We start from the raw sequence: 16148 nt of genomic DNA, 5'->3' as shown, positions 1-16148 counted from the left end.
CGCGCCGATTCGATCCCCGAGCCTACCGATACACCGACGCGACCGACCCTGCGGCTAGGCTCGAATCGTGCCCGCGCTTACCCATCCCCTCGTCGACGGCAGCGGCCCCGGCTTCGTCCACAGCGAGACCCGTGCTCGCGTGGTGGCACTGACCCCGTTACGCGCCGACCTCTTCCTCCGAGCGGGAGCCGCCGGTCTCCGCGTCGTTCTGGTCAGCGACGAGCAGACGAGGCTCACCGACGCCTATCGCGACATCATGACGATCGCGGGCGGCGTCTGGGTGGTCCGCTCGACGAGCGGCCTCCGCGACGGGATCAGCGGACGCGCGCTGTCGTCCCTCGAGAGCATCCTTGAGACGCCGAATGCGGGTGATGTGGTCGCGCCGCGCTTCGCCAACCTCGAGCAGCCCGACCAAGTGCAGTTCGCAGTGTCGGCGTCGATCCGGCACCGCGCTGACGAGGGCACCCGGCTGGGACGAGCCGCCGAGGTCCTCGCTGCGCTCGGCGGAGCCAGCAGCCCTCGCTGGTGGGGCACCTCCGAACCCTGCGACAAGACCTGGAACAAAGACACCCTGACCACGGCCATCCGCGACCGCATGCCGGCTGACACTCGACTCATCATCACCGGCGACGACGAGCACCCGATGCTCGCGAGCCTCCTCGGGCGGCGCACGAATCGAGGCGTCGAAGAGGTGTTCACCGGGCTAATCGGAGTCGGCGAGCCCGGCTCCCCCGAGGTCGCCCAGGCTTTCGAGGCGGCGCCGAGTGTGCTGGCCTCCCTTACCGCAGAGGCGTTGCCGCTGGTGGCGACGGTGTTCACTCGTGTCGGGCGCAAAGACCTCACGACGAGACCATTCGTGCGCCAGGATCCCGAGCCCGTCGCGCTCCTCCTCGGCGCTCCGGCCGTCCGCGACCTGGGGCTCGACCCTGCGGCCATGCAATCCCGTTTCGGGGCGATTACGGCCGGGCGACCGCGCGTGCCGGCCCTGGTGTTCCCGTTTCGCGACGACCCGGCCGATCGCACCGGCGGGTGGCCGCGCGCGGCCGCCGTCATCGACGACCTGGGACCGGACCGACTCGAGAAACTGACGGGTGTCACCTACCGACGTGCCGGGGAGGCCTGACTCGATGCCTCGCGAATACGTTCTTCTCTCCCCCGAGATGCCGAGTGACGCGGTCTTCCGCGCCGCTGCGATGTCTCTCGCCGTCGATGGCGGGCCGGTGTCGCTCACGCTGGACGCCGGCGGTCTCCTCGCCCGCTTCCACACAGAGGCGCTCGACCCGGTGCTTACGGTGCTCCACCCGCGGAAGGTGCCCGGGCTGAGCGAGCTTTCGCGGATCCTGCCCGGTCTTGAACAGCTCCCATTGCCCGCTGAGTCGCTTTGGTGGTCGGATGTCGTCGTTCCGTGGGGCGGCGCGCAGGATCCCGGTGCCCTCCTCGCCGAGGCGATCGCCCGCGAGCTCGGTGGTCGCCTCGTGGACAGTTCGGCGCTGCCCGGCGACTAAAGGTGCGTCCTCAGGCCTCGGGCCGGACGCCGAATCGGTCGAACAGCTGCTGGTCGATGATGTCGGTCAGCGCATCCATGACATCGTCGAGGAGCCTCTGCACAAGCTCGGGCCGTACAGAGCTGATCGGGCCGATGGGAGCATTCGGGTCAAGCTCGTCCACCCCCGACCGTTCCGGAACCGCACCTACTTCGACCAATGAACGCCAGAACCGAAGGAGGATCGACACATCACGCCGCAACAACACCTCGGCATAGACGTCGCCGAACACATCCTGAGCCAGGCTGTCCAGCCAACCCGCCCACTCCGACCGACGATCCGCGTCAGCAAGAACAGCGACATAGTCGGCATCACTTTTCAACCGAGCCACCGTGTGATCAGAGGCCGACGCGAAGACGTCGGGCCAACCCCACCGACCATCGAGACCGGCCAACTGTTCCGGCCAGGTGGGGGCTGCTGCGAGGGCCGCTGACAGCGAAGGCGACCCCTGAAACACATCATGAGACGGAGCTTCGCGTGAGGCGGGTGACCCGGCTCCGTCGCCGACGAGCGCAGCCAGCCACGGCGGTGTGAATTCGGGTTTTCTCGGATACACCGCGAAATCGTCCCGCCAGGCGTCATCCGTCGGAAGCTGAACCCGCCCGGGAGGCTCAGGCTCGAGGAGGTCATCCGCCTGCGTGTTGGGGCGACGATCGTACTCGAAGGTGAAGCGGAAGGATCCTTTGGGGCTGAGCCTCAAGATCGACGCCAGCCAGGCGCCCTTCTCGGGGTCGGCCATGGCTTGGCGCATGTCTCGCCAAGGATCCGAGATGGTCCGGCCCAGGGAAAGGCCGTCTTCACGGCCAGAATCCAAGACAAAAAAGACTGAGGTGCTGGTCATTCGCCCTGCTTGGACGAAATAACCCGTCGCTTCCGACCAACCCCCGGCCGGCAGCGCAGAAAAAATGGTCTGCGCGATCTGCTTCTGAAATTCAGCGGCGGCACGCACGTCGTCAAATGTGTCACTCATCGCGCTCGTGCCCGCTTCCGGGAGGACCTCACCAGTGTTCTGAAACGCCACCTAGGAGGCGTCGACGGATGTCCGTGAGATCTCGACGCCTGCCGTCTGCGTGAGCTCGTCCATCGGAACAAAGGCCTGGTAGAAACCGGCATCGATCTTCTGAAGGCCGACTGCTTCCGCCTCCAACGCGTTTCGACCGACGTAGACGATTCGTGCAGCAATTTGGCCGCCGCTGGCGCTCCGACTCACCACCTGAAAGTCGAGCCCCCTCCACTTGGCTGTGAGTCGGAGAGATGAGACACTTTCGATCTCGGAGATGGGTACTGTCTTCGACCACACCCCTCGACGTGTCTCAATGAAGTCGGCAGACGGAACGGGCACGGACGATCCGAGGACGGCAAGACCCTCGCCGATGAGATCGACGAGGAGGCGATTTCCTCGCCACGTGCCCATCGTGCCGAGCAAGTCCGACGGCGGCAGCGAGTGATCTTGCCGAACAGCAAGACCGTCGACGGGAACCCACCCCTGCGCCACATCAGGGTAAGTGGCCAGTCGCATCTGACGACCGTCGGCGTGAAAACGCCAGAGTTTGGCGCCAGGTGGGAACCGGACCGGGTCGAGCCACCAGACCGGCGCCACGTTGTCGCCCGCGGGTGTAAAGCCGAGCCCGCGGAAGGGAGGGTGATCGACGAACGGTCCCTGGGCGTTGTCGACGTCGACGTCGCTCGGGCGCCCAAGAGGCACTGTCAGAGACATATCTGACGCTTCGGAAAACCGGATGACGTCTATGAACGGTGCCTCCGCTGTCAGCGGCGAACCAGGGAACCCGAGCCCGTGAACGTCAAAAAGTTGACGGGGTGAAGACGCCCACTCGACGTCCTCCACACGGACGACGTAGCCACCCACGATGTCACCCCCGTGGACAAGCCATTCCGTCTCTCGACCGGGCAGTGCAGCAATCTGGAGCATGGTCTACTTTCGCAAATCTAGGGGGTGATACTTATCGGCGAAATTTTCTCACGAACGTTCGTCACCCGGGAAAGGTCGACGGTACCAAGCACATCCCCTCCCTCCTGGTACGCGTCTCCGGTGCTGAGACCGGGTAGAAGAGCGGCTGCATCGCGATCAGTTCCCCGATAGACCACGTGAACCTGGGGCAGGCTGACAGCCGTAATTGCGAACGGCCCGAGGCCATCGATAGAAGCAGTGACCACAATTTTGGCAAATTGCGTGATTTCATCAGGCGCGACCTTTCTCAGATAGACGCCCGGCCTCGAACCCGCCGAGAAACCCTTCGCGGGTGGCCCGTCGGTTTCTTGGAGGAGTACTGCGTCCTCGCCGTCGATGGGCCGACTACTCGACCACCAGACGCCGTCCACGAGTGCGTATCCGCCCGACGACCGAAGCACATCCGACTGAGGAAGACTCATGGAGCCACCTTAAACCAGGTCTTGGCTTGGTCAGTTAGGACAGCATGAAGGGTCTGATGACCGTTTTTGTCGATACGCCACATCTCGGCGCCGTCAGGGAGACGTCCAGCCTCATCCGTAACCTTCAATTCTGGTAAAACTTTATGCCCGGTGCCAGCAAAGCCATTCCCGAGGAACGGATCACCAGGGTAGCCGTGGTTAGGGTCGATATAACCCGGCCTGCCTATCTCGGCGGCGAGTTGGCCGTCGGGGATCGACATCTCGGTCAAACCATCATTCTTGTACCGAATGGCATAAACCGCATCGTCGGCCTTAGAGAAATCTGTACCTTTGTAGCCGAGACCGAGACCGTCGAACGCCTCCGCAGGAGTGTGCAGTGCCGCGCCGTCAGACGCCTTGCTCACAAAGCCTCGGAGGGAGCCCCCGTCGGAGAAGTGCCCGTTAAAATACTTCTCCATGGTCGTCTGCGAGATGATCTTCTGCATCTCCTCGCCGATCTTCGGCTCGGGCAACGAGTGCCGTATGTCATGGAGAAGCTGCGCATCCCCCAGACTCATCTTGTCGATCGGCGTGTGGTAGGCGAGTTCGTTGAATTCCTTCATGCTGAGACCGTGCGATGCCACGGTCGATTCGAGCGATGCATGAGCCTCTTGCGCCGAGGCGGCCAGGTTGTCCGGCGAGCCGTGGATGGCGTGGGTTTCCCCTGTAGGCAGCAGCATCGAGTTCTCGGGAACGGGCCCCTGGTGGACTCCGGGATCACCCGGAGTCAATCCGTCAGGTCCACCTGGCTCGACGACGCCATCACCGTCGCCACCACCGTGGCCACCGCCGGATGAGCCGCCCCCGTCATGCCCGGCGCCGGAGCCGCCGTGGGAGGCGGAGCCGCCGGATTCGCCGGTGCCCGAGGACGTGTGCGAGGATCCTTCGCCCCCGGTCGACGTCTCGGCCGGACGAGGGGAATCGACGGGGCCGTCGGCTGAGTTCAACTCGGACCTGGGGCCGTGCGCAGCGTCGCCGGCCGAATCGGCGGCGGCGGCATCGTGCGAGGCGCCGACGAGTGCTGGCTCACGCTCAGGGAGCGGGACGTGCTCGGTCGGGGCGTCGGATCCTGCCCAGTCGCGTTGCAGGCCTGCCACATCGTCGGGAATCTTGACGTCGTTGACCGGAATGTCGGCGGGGTCGAAGTCGAGGTGGTCGATTCCCTTGAGAGTGCCGTCGTCGATGCCCTTGACGACAGTGCCGAGGTCGGCCTCGGTCACCCCGTGAGCGGCGTCGACGAACGCGTCGGCTTTGCTGGCACCTCGCGCAGCGGCTTCCGCGCCCTCGGTGCCGACGCGGGCGGCGTCGCCGACGGCCTCGGCACCGTGCGCGGCGGCTCCGGCCGCTCCGGCTCCGTGCGCGGCGGCGCTGGCCTCGCCGGCCCCCGGAATGAAGAAGGATCCGATGTTGAACGCCGACTCACCGGTGGCGCCGCCGGGATTGTCGACCCAGGCCTGCGCAATGTTGTAGCCGTCCCACGACTTCGCATCCCACCATTCGTCGGGGAGCTTCAGCCCGACCAGACCACCGACGGTGTCGGCAAGGGCAGTGACGTCCTCGCGCGCGTCGTCGACGATCGGCTCGCGGATACCTTTGGGAAGCAGATCGCCGACGGGCGAGAGGACGACGGCGTCCCAACCCTGTTTGACGGGGTTGATGGCATTCGCAAGGTGCCCGAGGCCAAGCCATGCACTGCTGTACGTGGCGCCAGCACGACTCCAGGCGTCGTCCGTGACGTCCTTGCGGCCCATGATCGCGCCGGCCGCGAGCTCGGCGTACCAGGGCACCCCGGTACCGTCGTAGCCGGTGAGCAGGGTGTTGACACCCTGAATCATCTTGTAGGCCCCGGTGACGACACCCCCGACGAGGTGCGCTGGGAATCCGAGCGTTTTCTCGCCGCAGGATTCCTGACGACTGCCGGTCAAGCCCCAAGGCGTCGAGATGTCTTTCTCGCCTTCCCAGGGGAGCTTAGGCATCATCTCTTCGGCGGCTGCCATCAGCTGGGCGGGAGTCTGTTGACCCCGTGTCGAGTCGGGACTCTGCCCGGCCGCGCCGAGGATCGCGGCGGCGCACTTCTGCTGTGCCTGGAGCCACTGCTCGGCGAGATCGGCGCCCCTCCGGATAAGGTCGTTGTTCTTATCGACCATTGCCTGGTCTTGATCCCACGAGTCGATGGTGACTTTCGGGGGCGCTATGAAACCCATCACGCCGTTGGAGGCCTTGACCCAGATGTCGGTGGTCGCCTGGTCGTGCGGCTGATAATTGTTCGCCTGGTACACGAAGGTCTGGGCCTCCGCCTTCAGGGCGGAGAGCTCTTGCTGGATGGGAGTGGTCTCGGCGGCGTAGGTCGTAAGCGCGGCGGAAACCGTGGCGAAGCCGTCGCCGATGGCGGTGGTCGCCTGACCCACCGGCGTCATCACGTCGTAAAGCCCCTCGGCCCCGTCGGACTGGTACGAGGCGGAGATGGCCTGCCACGCCCGGAGCGTTGCGGCACCGCCGTCGCTGATGTCGGAGCCGAGACCCTTCAGGGTGGTGGCCTCAGCGTCGACCACCCAGGGCCGCAGACCCTCTCCGGGGAGGGCGTTCGGATCGATGAGACTCACTTGGGGCTCTCCGTCTCTCCGAGACTGGTGACGGCGGCGGACGAGAAGTAGTCGAAATTACCCGTGGCCGCGCTGCTCGCAGCATTCGCCTCCGCGGTCGCGGCCATCTCCTCGTCACCGTGGAGGATCGCGTTCGTCGCCGCGGCGGCGCCGTCGATGGAGGCGGGAATCCGGTTCTGAATCGCCTGGAACGACTTCTCCAACGAGGTGAAGAACTCGGTCAGCGCTTGCCCGATCACCTCGGACTGCGCCGACGAGCCCGCGCTCTGCACGCAGGCGTCCACTTTTCCGACGGCATCGTAGATGGTTTTGCTCTCGGTCTGTACGGTGCCGAGAACCGACTTCACGCCGGCCGGATCGACTTTCCACGCCATGGTGTTCCCCCCTTGCGAACTACTCCTCAGCCGATGTTGTCGACGGCCGACTTAGCCTTCTGCAGCGTCGAGGACGCGGTGTCGTCGTTGGTCTGGAGAGAGGTGCGCAGCGTGCGGATGATCTGCTTGACCTCGGCCGCAGCGTTCTTCCAGCGGAGCTCCTTGGCCTGATACTCGTCCGAGACGCCGTCGGCCTGGTAGTCGCTCATGGCCGCGCGGACGTCGCCGTCGCGCTGATCGATGAGCGCCTCGAGCTGCGACGCGACCGTGTTGAAGTTGTCCTGCGCGCTCTGGGATGCGGCGACGTCGTAGTCGCGACGGTCTGACTGGTTGCCTGACATGGGATTCCCCTCAGTGGCCCGCGCCGAAGCGCGCGGAGTCGAAATTGACGGAGCCTGCTGCCTGCGACTGCTCGTCGGCCATCTGCTGGTCGCCGGTGCCGAATGCAGTGTTCATACCGCCGATACCCTGGAGCACAGCGGCGAGCGAGGCGTTCAGTTCGCCAGCGACCTCGTCGGACTGGCCCTTGAATCGGTCGAATGCGGCCCGGCCCTGACCGTTGAACTTGCCCTGCAGCGGTTCGGCGGCGGCGAGCAGTGCCTTGACCTGCGAGCCGAGGTCCTGCGACGCACCGCCGGTCTTCTTTCCCAGAACGCCGAGCGTATCGGCTCCCATTGCGAACTTCATCGAGCTCCCCCTTGTTCGATCTCGCCCGGAGTCCGGGCTAACTTCTGACTTTGAACTCATACCACTGTGAGCCCCTCGTGTGCAGACTGCAACCCTCCTCGGCAAATGTCCCCCGGCCTGCTGTCGGCACTTCGTCGCCCGGTCGGGAAGCAGCGGTTCGCCGGGCGCTTCGGGGTCGATACGATGAGTTCTCAAAGTCGAGCTACCGGGGGGAGAGTCGGATGAGCGGTGCGTTGCTCGGGTCGTTGAGCTGTGCGCGGTGCGCACGGATCCTGCCCGGAGACGACCTCTTCTGCACGACTTGTGGGGCGCGGCAGCTGCCGGCCACGGAGGGTGGGGCCCTGTCGCAGACCGGCGGCCTGCTCGCCGGGGTGGTGCCTTCGGCTCCCGCCCGACGACGCTCCGCAGACGCCATCGACATCGGTCTTCTCGTCGTCGTCGCGGCACTCGTCGGTCTCTGCGGTGTCGCCGCCAATTCTCATGCCGCCGTGATCGCCGTCGCCGGTGGTGTCGCCGTTCTCGCAACCGTCATCGTGCAGGTGATGGTGCTGTCGCGAACGGGCCGCACTCTCGGTCTCCGCCTCCTCGGGTTGCGGCGCGTCGACAACCTGACCGCGCTTCCGCCGTCGGTGGTCGACGCCGTCGTCCCATCGATAGTCACCCGGAGGCCCCGCTCCCTTCTCACGGCCGACCTGACCAGAGGACGCGACCCGCTCGAGCCTGCACGCGCCCTCGCCATCCTGGCCGAGCATGCGGTGGCCGGCGCCGAGCCGAGTCCGTCTGAAAGACCTCAGGGGCAGAGAGCCGAGGATCCAGGGACCGACGCCGCCCACCCCGGCGCCGCACCCCGACGGAGCCGCCACGGGTCCCGCGCCACAGCCCCCGCCGAGTCAGGTGGCCCGGCCTATGCGTCGGTGCGACTCGTCTTCGACTCCGGCGACGAGATTCCCCTGCGCGGCTCCCTCCTCGTCGGCCGGAATCCCGAGACCGACGGCGGTGGCACCCCCGTGCACGCACTCCCCGACCTCTCGCGCAGTCTGTCTCGCACTCATGCGCTCCTCGACTGGCGCGACGGCCTTCTTTGGGTAACCGACCTCAACTCGGCCAGCGGCAGCGCAATCGTCGATTCGTCCGGAGGCTACCGTCCGCTGGTGCCGGGGCTCAAGACGGCCGCCTCCCTCGGGTGGCGGGTCGAGATCGGTCGACGCTCTATCGAAATCCTCCCGGGAGATCCGGCCTGAACCGGCGACGGCGCAAGCCGCACTCCTCCTCATCCCGCGCAATGAACGGACATCTCTCGTGAACAACGACGCGATCCTCCTGGAATCGGTCAAGACGCACCGGGCGCGCCTCCGCGGCGCGTTCCTCGTGGGCGAGCTCGCCGAACGGCGCGACGTCAACGACAACGTGAAGCGGCTGATCGGCAGCGTCGTCCTTGCTGCGGTGATCTCGGCGGGATGCGTCGGCACCGCGTTCGTGCTCTCGGCGATCGCGAACCAGTCAGCGAGCAGCACCACGAGCGTCGGCACCAGCCCGAGCAGCATCGGCGTCGGCGGCAGCACGGCCGCCCCGCAGACGACGAGCGCCCCGTGACCGATTTCACTCGCGTCACCATCGTCGGCTCCGTCAAAAGGGCCACCCTCGTCGTGCCGAGCGACGAGTCGCTCGGCCAGCTCATCCCCCGCCTCATGGAGCTGCTCGAAGAGCGCGTCACGAGCGTCGCTCGACCGCTCACGCTCGTCCGCCTCACCGGCGAGCAGCTGGACGCGACCCAGACGGCCGCCGAGCAGGGCGTCTCCGACGGCGAGGTGCTCCGCCTGCTCCGGCTCGACGAGGCGCCGCCGCCGCCCGAGGTGAGCGATGTGACCGACACTGTGAGCGAAACGCTTGCGACCCGGCAGGGGCTGTGGTCGGCCGCGCACCGCACCGTTCTCGGATCCTTGGCTCTGGGAGTCCTCGCTCTGGTCGCCGGTCTCGAGGTGCCGGAGAACGATGGGGTGAGAATCCTGCCCCTCGTCGTCTGGGCCGCGGCCGCACTGGCGGGCTTCGGTCTGGCTCTCGGTCGACGCGGCACGGCGGCCCGAGCGCTCCTCGGCGTGGCCCTTGGCCTCTCGCTGCCCTCGGGCATGCTGGTCGCGCCGGCGCTTCAATACGGACTGGGCGCAAGCGGCGACGTCATCACGACGAAGAGCCAGTACCTTTTCGATCTGTTCGCCTTCACCGTGCCGCCGACCCTTCTCTTCGGCTGGCTGTCGCTGCTGCTCGTCGCGGGCCTCGGTCAAAGATCTCGTCCTGCCACTCTCGGCTCGGGTATCGGGGTGGTGTCGGCGGCGGTCCTCATCGTCCTCCTTGCGGCCGGGCTTCCCGGAGTGGAGGTCGCGGCGATCATGACGACGCTCGCGGTGGTCGGCTGCGGGCTCGTGCCCTGGTACGCCATGAGCGCGTCTGGGCTAACCGGACTCGACGACCAGGTAATGGCTGGGCGTCTCGCGGAGCGGACCGCCGTCCTCCGAACTGTCGACGACGCCTACTCCGCCCTCACCTGGACGACCTTCGCCGTCGCGACCGCCCTGGTGACTGGCCTCGCCGGGCTGGCCGTGTCGCAGGAGCCGTGGTCAAACGCGCTCGCCGGCCTCGCCGTCCTGATCGCGGCACTCCGTACCCGCGCATTCCCTCTGGCGGCGCAATCCTGGGCGCTGTGGGTAGCCGTGCTAATCCCGGTTGTGCTGTTCACCCTGTCGAGCTATCGGGTTGGCGCGCTCGCGCCGGCCGTGCTCCTCGGGTTCGGCCTTCTGGCAGCGGCGCTCGTGATCGCACAGCCCGCGGTTCACCAGCGGGCCTCTCTCCGGCGCGTCGGCAACCTCCTGGAGACCCTCGCCATGATCGCGCTGATCCCCGTCCTGCTGGGGTCATTCGGCGTATTCGCCGAGCTGCTGGGGTCGTTCTGATGTCGCGACTCGGTGGAGCCCTCGCCGCAACGCCCGCCTTGCTCTTCGGTTCGACGGCGTCGAGCCTCCGCGAACTCCGGGGCGCCGACCACATCATCCGCGCACCTCTCGCCCTCAGCCACCGAATCGCCTTCGTGCAGCTCTCCGGCGGCACAGGAACGTCGACCGTCGCGGCCGCCGTCGCCTCGACGTTGGCGCATCGCCGGGTTGGCCCCGTGCTCGGCGTAAATGCGTCCGGGGGCGGGCGCACTCTGATGTGGCACGCGGGCGGCGACGATGCCGGACCCGGTGGGGCGGCGGATCCTCGTCGTCTTCGGCCACAGTCCTTCGCCGACGCCTCGGCGGGCCTCCCGCTCTCCCCAGGCGGCGTTCACCTCGTCGACGTCCGCCCCGGGCCGGACGCTATCGCGGCCACCGAGGCCGACTGGGCCCGGCCCATCGCCCCCATCACGCGGTTCTTCGACGTCGTCTGCACCGATTGGGGCATCCGCCGACCCGAGCTCGACCTCGGTGGGGTCGCGGCCGGCAGCCACGCTGTGTGCGTGGTCGCCCGCGCGGATCGCTCCGGGCTGGAAGACGCTGTCGCCGTCGGGCGCGCTCTGGCGCAGCTCGCGAGCCAGCCCCGCGTCGTCGTCGCCGCGGTCGACCTCGGCGGCACCGGGCGCGGAGCCGCAGGGGCGGTCCGCTGGGAGCCCGGCACCCGCATCGTGACAATTCCGTTTGACGCCGTCCGTTCGAGTGCCGCGCCCGCGGCCGGCGCCGACCTCTCGACTGCCTCCCGGCTGGCAACGACGCGACTCGCCGCGGCTCTTATGCCCGAGGTCGTCCGATGACCCGCCGTCTCGTCCACCGCCCCACGCGGGTGAGCCGTCCGCTCCGCCCGGAGGAGGAGGAACAGCTCGCTCCGCCGCCGGCCCTTACCGAAGGGCCAGTCGGCGGCATTCCAATCCAGACGCTTCTGCCCGTGGTCGGCTCGTTCTCGTCGATCATCATGATCGTCGTGCTCCGCAACGCGAACCCGGTCTTCATGGTGGTCGGAGCACTCGTGCTTGTCGTCGCCCTAGTCGGCGGCCTCGGCATGGCAGTGTCGCAGCGGGGTAACGCCGCCCGCACCCGTCGTACCCAGCGCGAACGGTATCTCGACTTCCTCGAGCGGACCAGGGGCGAGCTGCGCCGCCGGGCTCGTGAGGTCCGCTCAAAGGCGACAACACTCAATCCCGACCCAACGTCAATGACGGAGCTGGTCCAGGATCCCGCGCGCCTCTGGGAGCGCCGCCGTTTCGACGGCGACTTCCTCGACGTCCGTCTCGGGACGGGCGACGTCCGCTGGTTCGACGTGACCCTGCCGCACGACGACAATCCGGTGCAGCCGTTCGACCCGATCATGCAGGCCGAGGCCCAGTCGGTGGCCCGCCACTACTCGACTGTCGCAGGCCTTCCGGTCACGGTCGATCTCGATCGCGCCGGGCACGTCGCTCTCATCGGTGACCGCGACGGTGTCGTCCGGGCCGCCCGCGCCCTTCTCTGCCAGCTTGCGGCGCTGCACTCTCCCGACGACCTGCACTTGGCCGCCGCCTTCCCCGCCGACTCGGCTGCCGACTGGGAGGGGTTCGATCTCCTGCCGCACGCAGTCGACGATCAGCTCCTCGACGGGCCGGTCTCCGCTCGCCGGATCGCGGCCGACACGACGGCGCTCCTCCGCGTCATCGGCGGCGAGCTCGCCGACCGCGCCCAGTTCGCGGCGACCGCCAAACGAAGCTCGGGATCCCGGGAGCCCGCCTCCGGCTCCCGCCTCGTCGTCTTCATCGACGACTACGGTCACGTGGCCAGCGCGCTTCCGGTCCCCGACGCCGATCTCGATCTCGCCGATCTGCAGGTCACCGCAATACATCTGCTGAGCGACCGGATGCACGAGCCGTCCGACGTCACCGTCCGCATCACGGTCGACGGCGGCGACGCCGTCGTGACCGATGCCCGGGTGGAGCGCGCCGGCGAGGTCGTCACCTCGACCCTCCGGGTCGACCCGGTGGAGCTCGCGACCTTCACCACTCTCGCCCGCGAGCTTGCGCCGCTGCGGCTCAGCCTCACCGCCCAGGACGAGGCCGAGTCGGTCGAGGGCATCAGCGTGACCGACCTCCTCGGCATCCGCGACGTCACGCAGGTCTCCCCCGAGACGGCCTGGACGGAACGCTCACCACGCGACTTCTTGCGCGTCCCGATCGGCCTGGACGACTTCGGCACCCCGATCCTCCTTGATCTGAAGGAGTCAGCACAGCTCGGCATGGGTCCACACGGCATCTGCATCGGCGCGACCGGTTCCGGAAAGAGCGAGATGCTCCGCACCCTCGTGCTGGGCCTCGGACTTTCGCACTCGCCGGAAGACCTCAGCATGGTGCTCGTCGACTACAAGGGCGGCGCCGCATTCGCAGCATTCGCGGGACTCCCCCATGTCGCGGGCATCATCGACAACCTTCAGGACGACGCCGGGCTCACCGAGCGCGCAAGGGCATCGATCGCCGGCGAGGTCGTGCGCCGGCAGAAGGTGCTGCGCGACGCCGATAGCTCGCCGTCGATCACCCACTACCGCGAGCTCCGACTTCGCCGCCCCGAGCTGCCGCCGCTACCGCATTTGCTGCTCGTCATCGATGAGTTCGGGGAGCTGCTCACCGCCGAACCCGAATTCATCGACCTTCTCATGACCATCGGCCGCATCGGCCGTTCGATCGGTGTGCACTTGCTCCTGTCGAGTCAGCGGATCGAGGCCGGCAAGCTCCGCGGGCTCGACACCTATCTGTCGTACCGGATCGGCCTGCGCACCTTCTCGGAGGCTGAGTCGACCACAATCCTCGACCGCCCCGATGCCTTCCACCTCCCCGCGATCCCCGGATACGGCTACCTCAAGGTCGACACGTCGATCTACAAGCGATTCCGTGCGGGCTATGTCTCCGGGCCGATTGAGCAGACGCTGGCCAGCGCGAACGACGCCGACCGGAGGCCGGAGCCGCGGATCCTGCCCCTCTTCAACACTCTCGCCGCCGACGAGTCAGCCGCGACCGGCGCGGACGGCGAGCCCACCGAGGAGGAACTCGAACGGCCCGCCGTGGGTCGCGCCCTCGTCGACGAGGCCGTCGACCGGCTCCGCATCGCCGGGCGGACCGTCGACCCGGTGTGGCTGCCTCCTTTGCCCGACCGCCTCGCCCTCTCGCGGGTGGTAAGCGGTCGCCGCGAACGCGACGAGGCGATGAGGATCCCGCTGGGTCTCGTCGACGACCCGACCAGCCAGTCGCAGGGATCCTGGTTCCTGGATCTGACGCGCTCCGGCGGGCATGCCGCGGTCATTGGCGCCCCGCAGACCGGGCGCTCGACGTTCCTCCGCTCGATCGCCGCGGCGACGGCGCTGACGACAACGCCCCGGCAGATCTCGGTCTATGGCCTCGACCTCTCGGGAGGTGGGCTCTCCCGCATCGAGGGGTTCCCTCACGTGGGGGGTGTCGCGACCCGCGCGGATCCCGACCGCATCCAGCGTCTTCTCGAGGAGCTCCAGCTCATGCTCGTGGCTCGCGAGCGGCTGTTCCGAGAGGCCGGCATCGACTCGTTGCAGTCGCTCCGGTCGCGCCACGACGCGGGCGAGCTGCCCGGTCTGCCGTCCGCCGACGTGGTGCTCCTCGTCGACGGTTACGGGGCCGTGCGCGACGAGTTCGAGCGTTTCGACGCGCCCCTCGCCGAGCTACTGCAGCGCGGTTCCAGCTTCGGGATCCACGTTGTGCTGGCCCTGACTCGCTGGAACGAGGTGCGCATGAACCTGCAGCCGCTGATCGGCACGCGACTCGAACTGCGTTTGAACGACGCCTCCGACTCGGTGATCGACCGCAAGCTCGCCCAGACCCTGCAGCCGACGCAGAAGGGGCGCATTATCACCGAGGAGCGCCGCTTCGCCCAGGTAGCCCTGCCCGTGCTCGACGATGTGGACGACGACGGCGTTGCCGAGGCGATGTCGATTCTGGCCCGCCGTGCCACTGAGAGCTGGACGGGGCCGGGCGCCGCGCCGATCCGACTGCTCCCGGCCGACTACCCGCCGTCCGAGCTCCCGGATGTGTTCGACGAGCCCGACCGACTTCCGTTCGGCCTGCGTCAAGACACGATGCGGCCAGCCCTTCTCGACCTCGCCCACACCGACCAGCATCTGACGGTCTTCGGAGATGCCGCGTCGGGGAAGACGACCCTCCTGCGCGGTCTCGTCGAGGCGCTCGTCGAGCGGTACACCGCCGACGAACTGGTGATCGCCGTCATGGATGCCCGAGGAACGTTGCAGGATGTCGTCCCCGACGACTACCTCGGCGGCTACGCATCGTCGGCCATCGAGGCTCGGCAGCTGTCGACGGCGATCTCGGAGGAGCTCGCAAAGCGCGCCGCCTCGGCAGACCGCCAGGCCGGTCCCCGCATCGTCGTCGTCGCCGACGACTTCGACATCCTCGCGTCCGGTGGTACCGAGCCGCTCCGACCGCTGCTACCACACTTCCCGTCGGCACGCGATCTCCGGCTCAGCGTACTGCTCGCGCGTCCGGTCGCCGGCCTGCAGCGGGCTCTGTTCGACCCATCGCTGCAAGCGCTCCGCGACACGGGCGGGTCGACCTTCCTCATGTCCGGCGAACGCAGCGAGGGTCAGATCCTCCCTCGCCTCTACGCGGAGCAGATGGTAGCCGGACGCGGACGCTTCATCCGCCGCGGCGAGCGTCCCTTCGTCGCGCAGGTCGCGCATTTCGAGGCGGTGAAAACCAATGCCTGAGCAGCGCTTCCGCCCCAATCAACGCGACCGGGCCGTTCCCGCCGACTTCGGTGTCGGCGAGTTCGAGCGGCGTCGCGAGACGCGAGGTGTCCGGGTCGTCTTGGCCGGGACTGCTGGCGGGACGGGTACGACAACTCTCGCCGCCCTCGTATTCGAGAGCGTCCGCCACTCGCTGGAGGGGTCACCGGTGCTGTACGACCACTCCGGCGGAGACCTTGGGGCGCGACTCACGAACGGCGACGATGTGGCGCAGCTCGACGACTCGCTTGCGCTCCACGACATCGGACCGCACGCAGCCACCGGGGGCATCGACGCCCTCGAGGCGCCGCACGATCTGCTCATCGCCGTCACCGCGGCATCCCCCGCCGGGCTCGCGCTGGCCGACGAACTGCTCACGGCCGTGTCGGAGCGGTTCGGCTCGGCCGGGCTATCGCGCGTCGTCGTCGTCGCCAACGGAGCCACCGGCTACTCCCGCTCGGCGGCGCGACTCGCGGGAGCCCTTCGCGATCGGTTCGGCCAGGGTTGTGTGGCGGAGTTCCCGAGCGATACTGCTCTGGCGATGGACGGCAGGATCCCCCTTACGCGCCTCGGCCTCCCGGCCCGGCGGGCTCAGGCTGCCCTCGCGAAGCGCACCGGCGAGCTGCTCGCGATGCACCGGCGGGCACGCTGACCGACGCTTCCGTCAAGGCGAAGTGACGCGTTTCGGCCAATTGCACTCGGCGCGCCGCGTCGCTTTGGCCGGACCGCGTCACATCGGGCGGGCCGGCCCCGAAGCG

The 16148-nt window shown here is 67.9% G+C and carries 15 protein-coding genes; 8 read left to right on the top strand and 7 right to left on the bottom strand.

Annotated features, from left to right (window positions below; translation table 11 throughout):
• Nucleotides 1–67 precede the first annotated feature (67 nt).
• Both ITJ49_RS16535 and ITJ49_RS16530 read left to right on the top strand, forming a co-directional pair.
• A complete protein-coding gene (locus ITJ49_RS16535; protein WP_194606656.1) occupies nt 68–1123 on the top strand; it encodes a DUF6177 family protein in 1056 nt (351 codons plus the stop codon).
• Between the two features lie 4 nt (nt 1124–1127).
• Nucleotides 1128–1505 carry a hypothetical protein gene (locus tag ITJ49_RS16530; RefSeq protein WP_194606655.1) on the top strand — a complete coding sequence of 126 codons (378 nt, stop codon included), beginning with the start codon at nt 1128–1130 and terminating at the stop codon, nt 1503–1505.
• Between the two features lie 10 nt (nt 1506–1515).
• Here ITJ49_RS16530 and ITJ49_RS16525 read toward each other — a convergent pair whose 3' ends face one another.
• From ITJ49_RS16525 to ITJ49_RS16495, 7 genes are all read right to left on the bottom strand, one after another.
• Nucleotides 1516–2514: a hypothetical protein gene (locus ITJ49_RS16525; RefSeq protein WP_194606654.1), complete on the bottom strand. Its 999-nt coding sequence runs from the start codon at nt 2512–2514 to the stop codon at nt 1516–1518.
• 51 nt (nt 2515–2565) lie between these two features.
• Nucleotides 2566–3261 (bottom strand): hypothetical protein, encoded by a 696-nt coding sequence (locus ITJ49_RS16520; RefSeq protein ID WP_194606653.1) that lies wholly within the window; start codon nt 3259–3261, stop codon nt 2566–2568.
• A gap of 230 nt (nt 3262–3491) precedes the next feature.
• On the bottom strand, nt 3492–3935 hold the full coding sequence (locus ITJ49_RS16515) for a hypothetical protein (protein ID WP_194606652.1): 444 nt from the start codon (nt 3933–3935) through the stop codon (nt 3492–3494).
• Nucleotides 3932–6577, bottom strand: coding sequence for a hypothetical protein (locus ITJ49_RS16510; protein ID WP_194606651.1), 2646 nt, complete (start codon nt 6575–6577; stop codon nt 3932–3934). Before ITJ49_RS16510 ends, ITJ49_RS16515 begins: the two co-directional genes overlap by 4 nt.
• Nucleotides 6574–6951, bottom strand: coding sequence for a DUF6507 family protein (locus ITJ49_RS16505; protein WP_194606650.1), 378 nt, complete (start codon nt 6949–6951; stop codon nt 6574–6576). The genes ITJ49_RS16510 and ITJ49_RS16505 overlap by 4 nt, the downstream gene beginning before the upstream one ends.
• A 26-nt stretch (nt 6952–6977) precedes the next feature.
• Nucleotides 6978–7292, bottom strand: a complete 315-nt coding sequence (locus tag ITJ49_RS16500) for a pore-forming ESAT-6 family protein (RefSeq protein ID WP_194606649.1) — start codon at nt 7290–7292, stop codon at nt 6978–6980.
• Between the two features lie 10 nt (nt 7293–7302).
• Nucleotides 7303–7638 (bottom strand): hypothetical protein, encoded by a 336-nt coding sequence (locus ITJ49_RS16495; protein WP_194606648.1) that lies wholly within the window; start codon nt 7636–7638, stop codon nt 7303–7305.
• A 221-nt stretch (nt 7639–7859) separates the two neighbouring features.
• On the opposite strand from ITJ49_RS16495, the gene ITJ49_RS16490 reads away from it, so the two are divergent.
• Genes ITJ49_RS16490 through ITJ49_RS16465 form a run of 6 tightly spaced genes read left to right on the top strand, consistent with a single transcriptional unit; the run spans nt 7860 to nt 16042 of the window.
• Complete coding sequence (locus ITJ49_RS16490; protein WP_194606647.1) at nt 7860–8879, top strand: FHA domain-containing protein; 1020 nt, start codon at nt 7860–7862, stop codon at nt 8877–8879.
• A gap of 58 nt (nt 8880–8937) precedes the next feature.
• On the top strand, nt 8938–9231 hold the full coding sequence (locus ITJ49_RS18320; protein ID WP_194606646.1) for a hypothetical protein: 294 nt from the start codon (nt 8938–8940) through the stop codon (nt 9229–9231).
• Entirely contained in the window at nt 9228–10586 is a 1359-nt protein-coding gene (locus tag ITJ49_RS16480) for an EsaB/YukD family protein (RefSeq protein WP_194606645.1), read from the top strand. Before ITJ49_RS18320 ends, ITJ49_RS16480 begins: the two co-directional genes overlap by 4 nt.
• Nucleotides 10586–11419, top strand: a complete 834-nt coding sequence (locus ITJ49_RS16475) for a hypothetical protein (RefSeq protein ID WP_194606644.1) — start codon at nt 10586–10588, stop codon at nt 11417–11419. The genes ITJ49_RS16480 and ITJ49_RS16475 overlap by 1 nt, the downstream gene beginning before the upstream one ends.
• Complete coding sequence (gene eccCa / locus ITJ49_RS16470; RefSeq protein WP_194606643.1) at nt 11416–15372, top strand: type VII secretion protein EccCa; 3957 nt, start codon at nt 11416–11418, stop codon at nt 15370–15372. The genes ITJ49_RS16475 and eccCa overlap by 4 nt, the downstream gene beginning before the upstream one ends.
• Nucleotides 15365–16042 carry a hypothetical protein gene (locus ITJ49_RS16465; RefSeq protein WP_194606642.1) on the top strand — a complete coding sequence of 226 codons (678 nt, stop codon included), beginning with the start codon at nt 15365–15367 and terminating at the stop codon, nt 16040–16042. Before eccCa ends, ITJ49_RS16465 begins: the two co-directional genes overlap by 8 nt.
• Nucleotides 16043–16148: the final 106 nt, after the last annotated feature.

Origin of the sequence: Frondihabitans sp. VKM Ac-2883 (genome assembly GCF_015350875.1) — a bacterium.
Taxonomy (GTDB): domain Bacteria; phylum Actinomycetota; class Actinomycetes; order Actinomycetales; family Microbacteriaceae; genus Frondihabitans.
This window is presented reverse-complemented; position numbering and strand designations above follow the sequence as displayed.

Coding starts and splice junctions, on each gene's coding strand:
- ITJ49_RS16490 (WP_194606647.1), top strand. CDS start 7,860: ATGAGCGGTGCGTTGCTCGGGTCGTTGAGCTGTGCGCGGTGCGCACGG.
- ITJ49_RS16525 (WP_194606654.1), bottom strand. CDS start 2,514: ATGAGTGACACATTTGACGACGTGCGTGCCGCCGCTGAATTTCAGAAG.
- ITJ49_RS16505 (WP_194606650.1), bottom strand. CDS start 6,951: ATGGCGTGGAAAGTCGATCCGGCCGGCGTGAAGTCGGTTCTCGGCACC.
- ITJ49_RS16475 (WP_194606644.1), top strand. CDS start 10,586: ATGTCGCGACTCGGTGGAGCCCTCGCCGCAACGCCCGCCTTGCTCTTC.
- ITJ49_RS16465 (WP_194606642.1), top strand. CDS start 15,365: ATGCCTGAGCAGCGCTTCCGCCCCAATCAACGCGACCGGGCCGTTCCC.
- ITJ49_RS16500 (WP_194606649.1), bottom strand. CDS start 7,292: ATGTCAGGCAACCAGTCAGACCGTCGCGACTACGACGTCGCCGCATCC.
- eccCa (WP_194606643.1), top strand. CDS start 11,416: ATGACCCGCCGTCTCGTCCACCGCCCCACGCGGGTGAGCCGTCCGCTC.
- ITJ49_RS16530 (WP_194606655.1), top strand. CDS start 1,128: ATGCCTCGCGAATACGTTCTTCTCTCCCCCGAGATGCCGAGTGACGCG.
- ITJ49_RS16515 (WP_194606652.1), bottom strand. CDS start 3,935: ATGAGTCTTCCTCAGTCGGATGTGCTTCGGTCGTCGGGCGGATACGCA.
- ITJ49_RS16495 (WP_194606648.1), bottom strand. CDS start 7,638: ATGAAGTTCGCAATGGGAGCCGATACGCTCGGCGTTCTGGGAAAGAAG.
- ITJ49_RS16520 (WP_194606653.1), bottom strand. CDS start 3,261: ATGTCTCTGACAGTGCCTCTTGGGCGCCCGAGCGACGTCGACGTCGAC.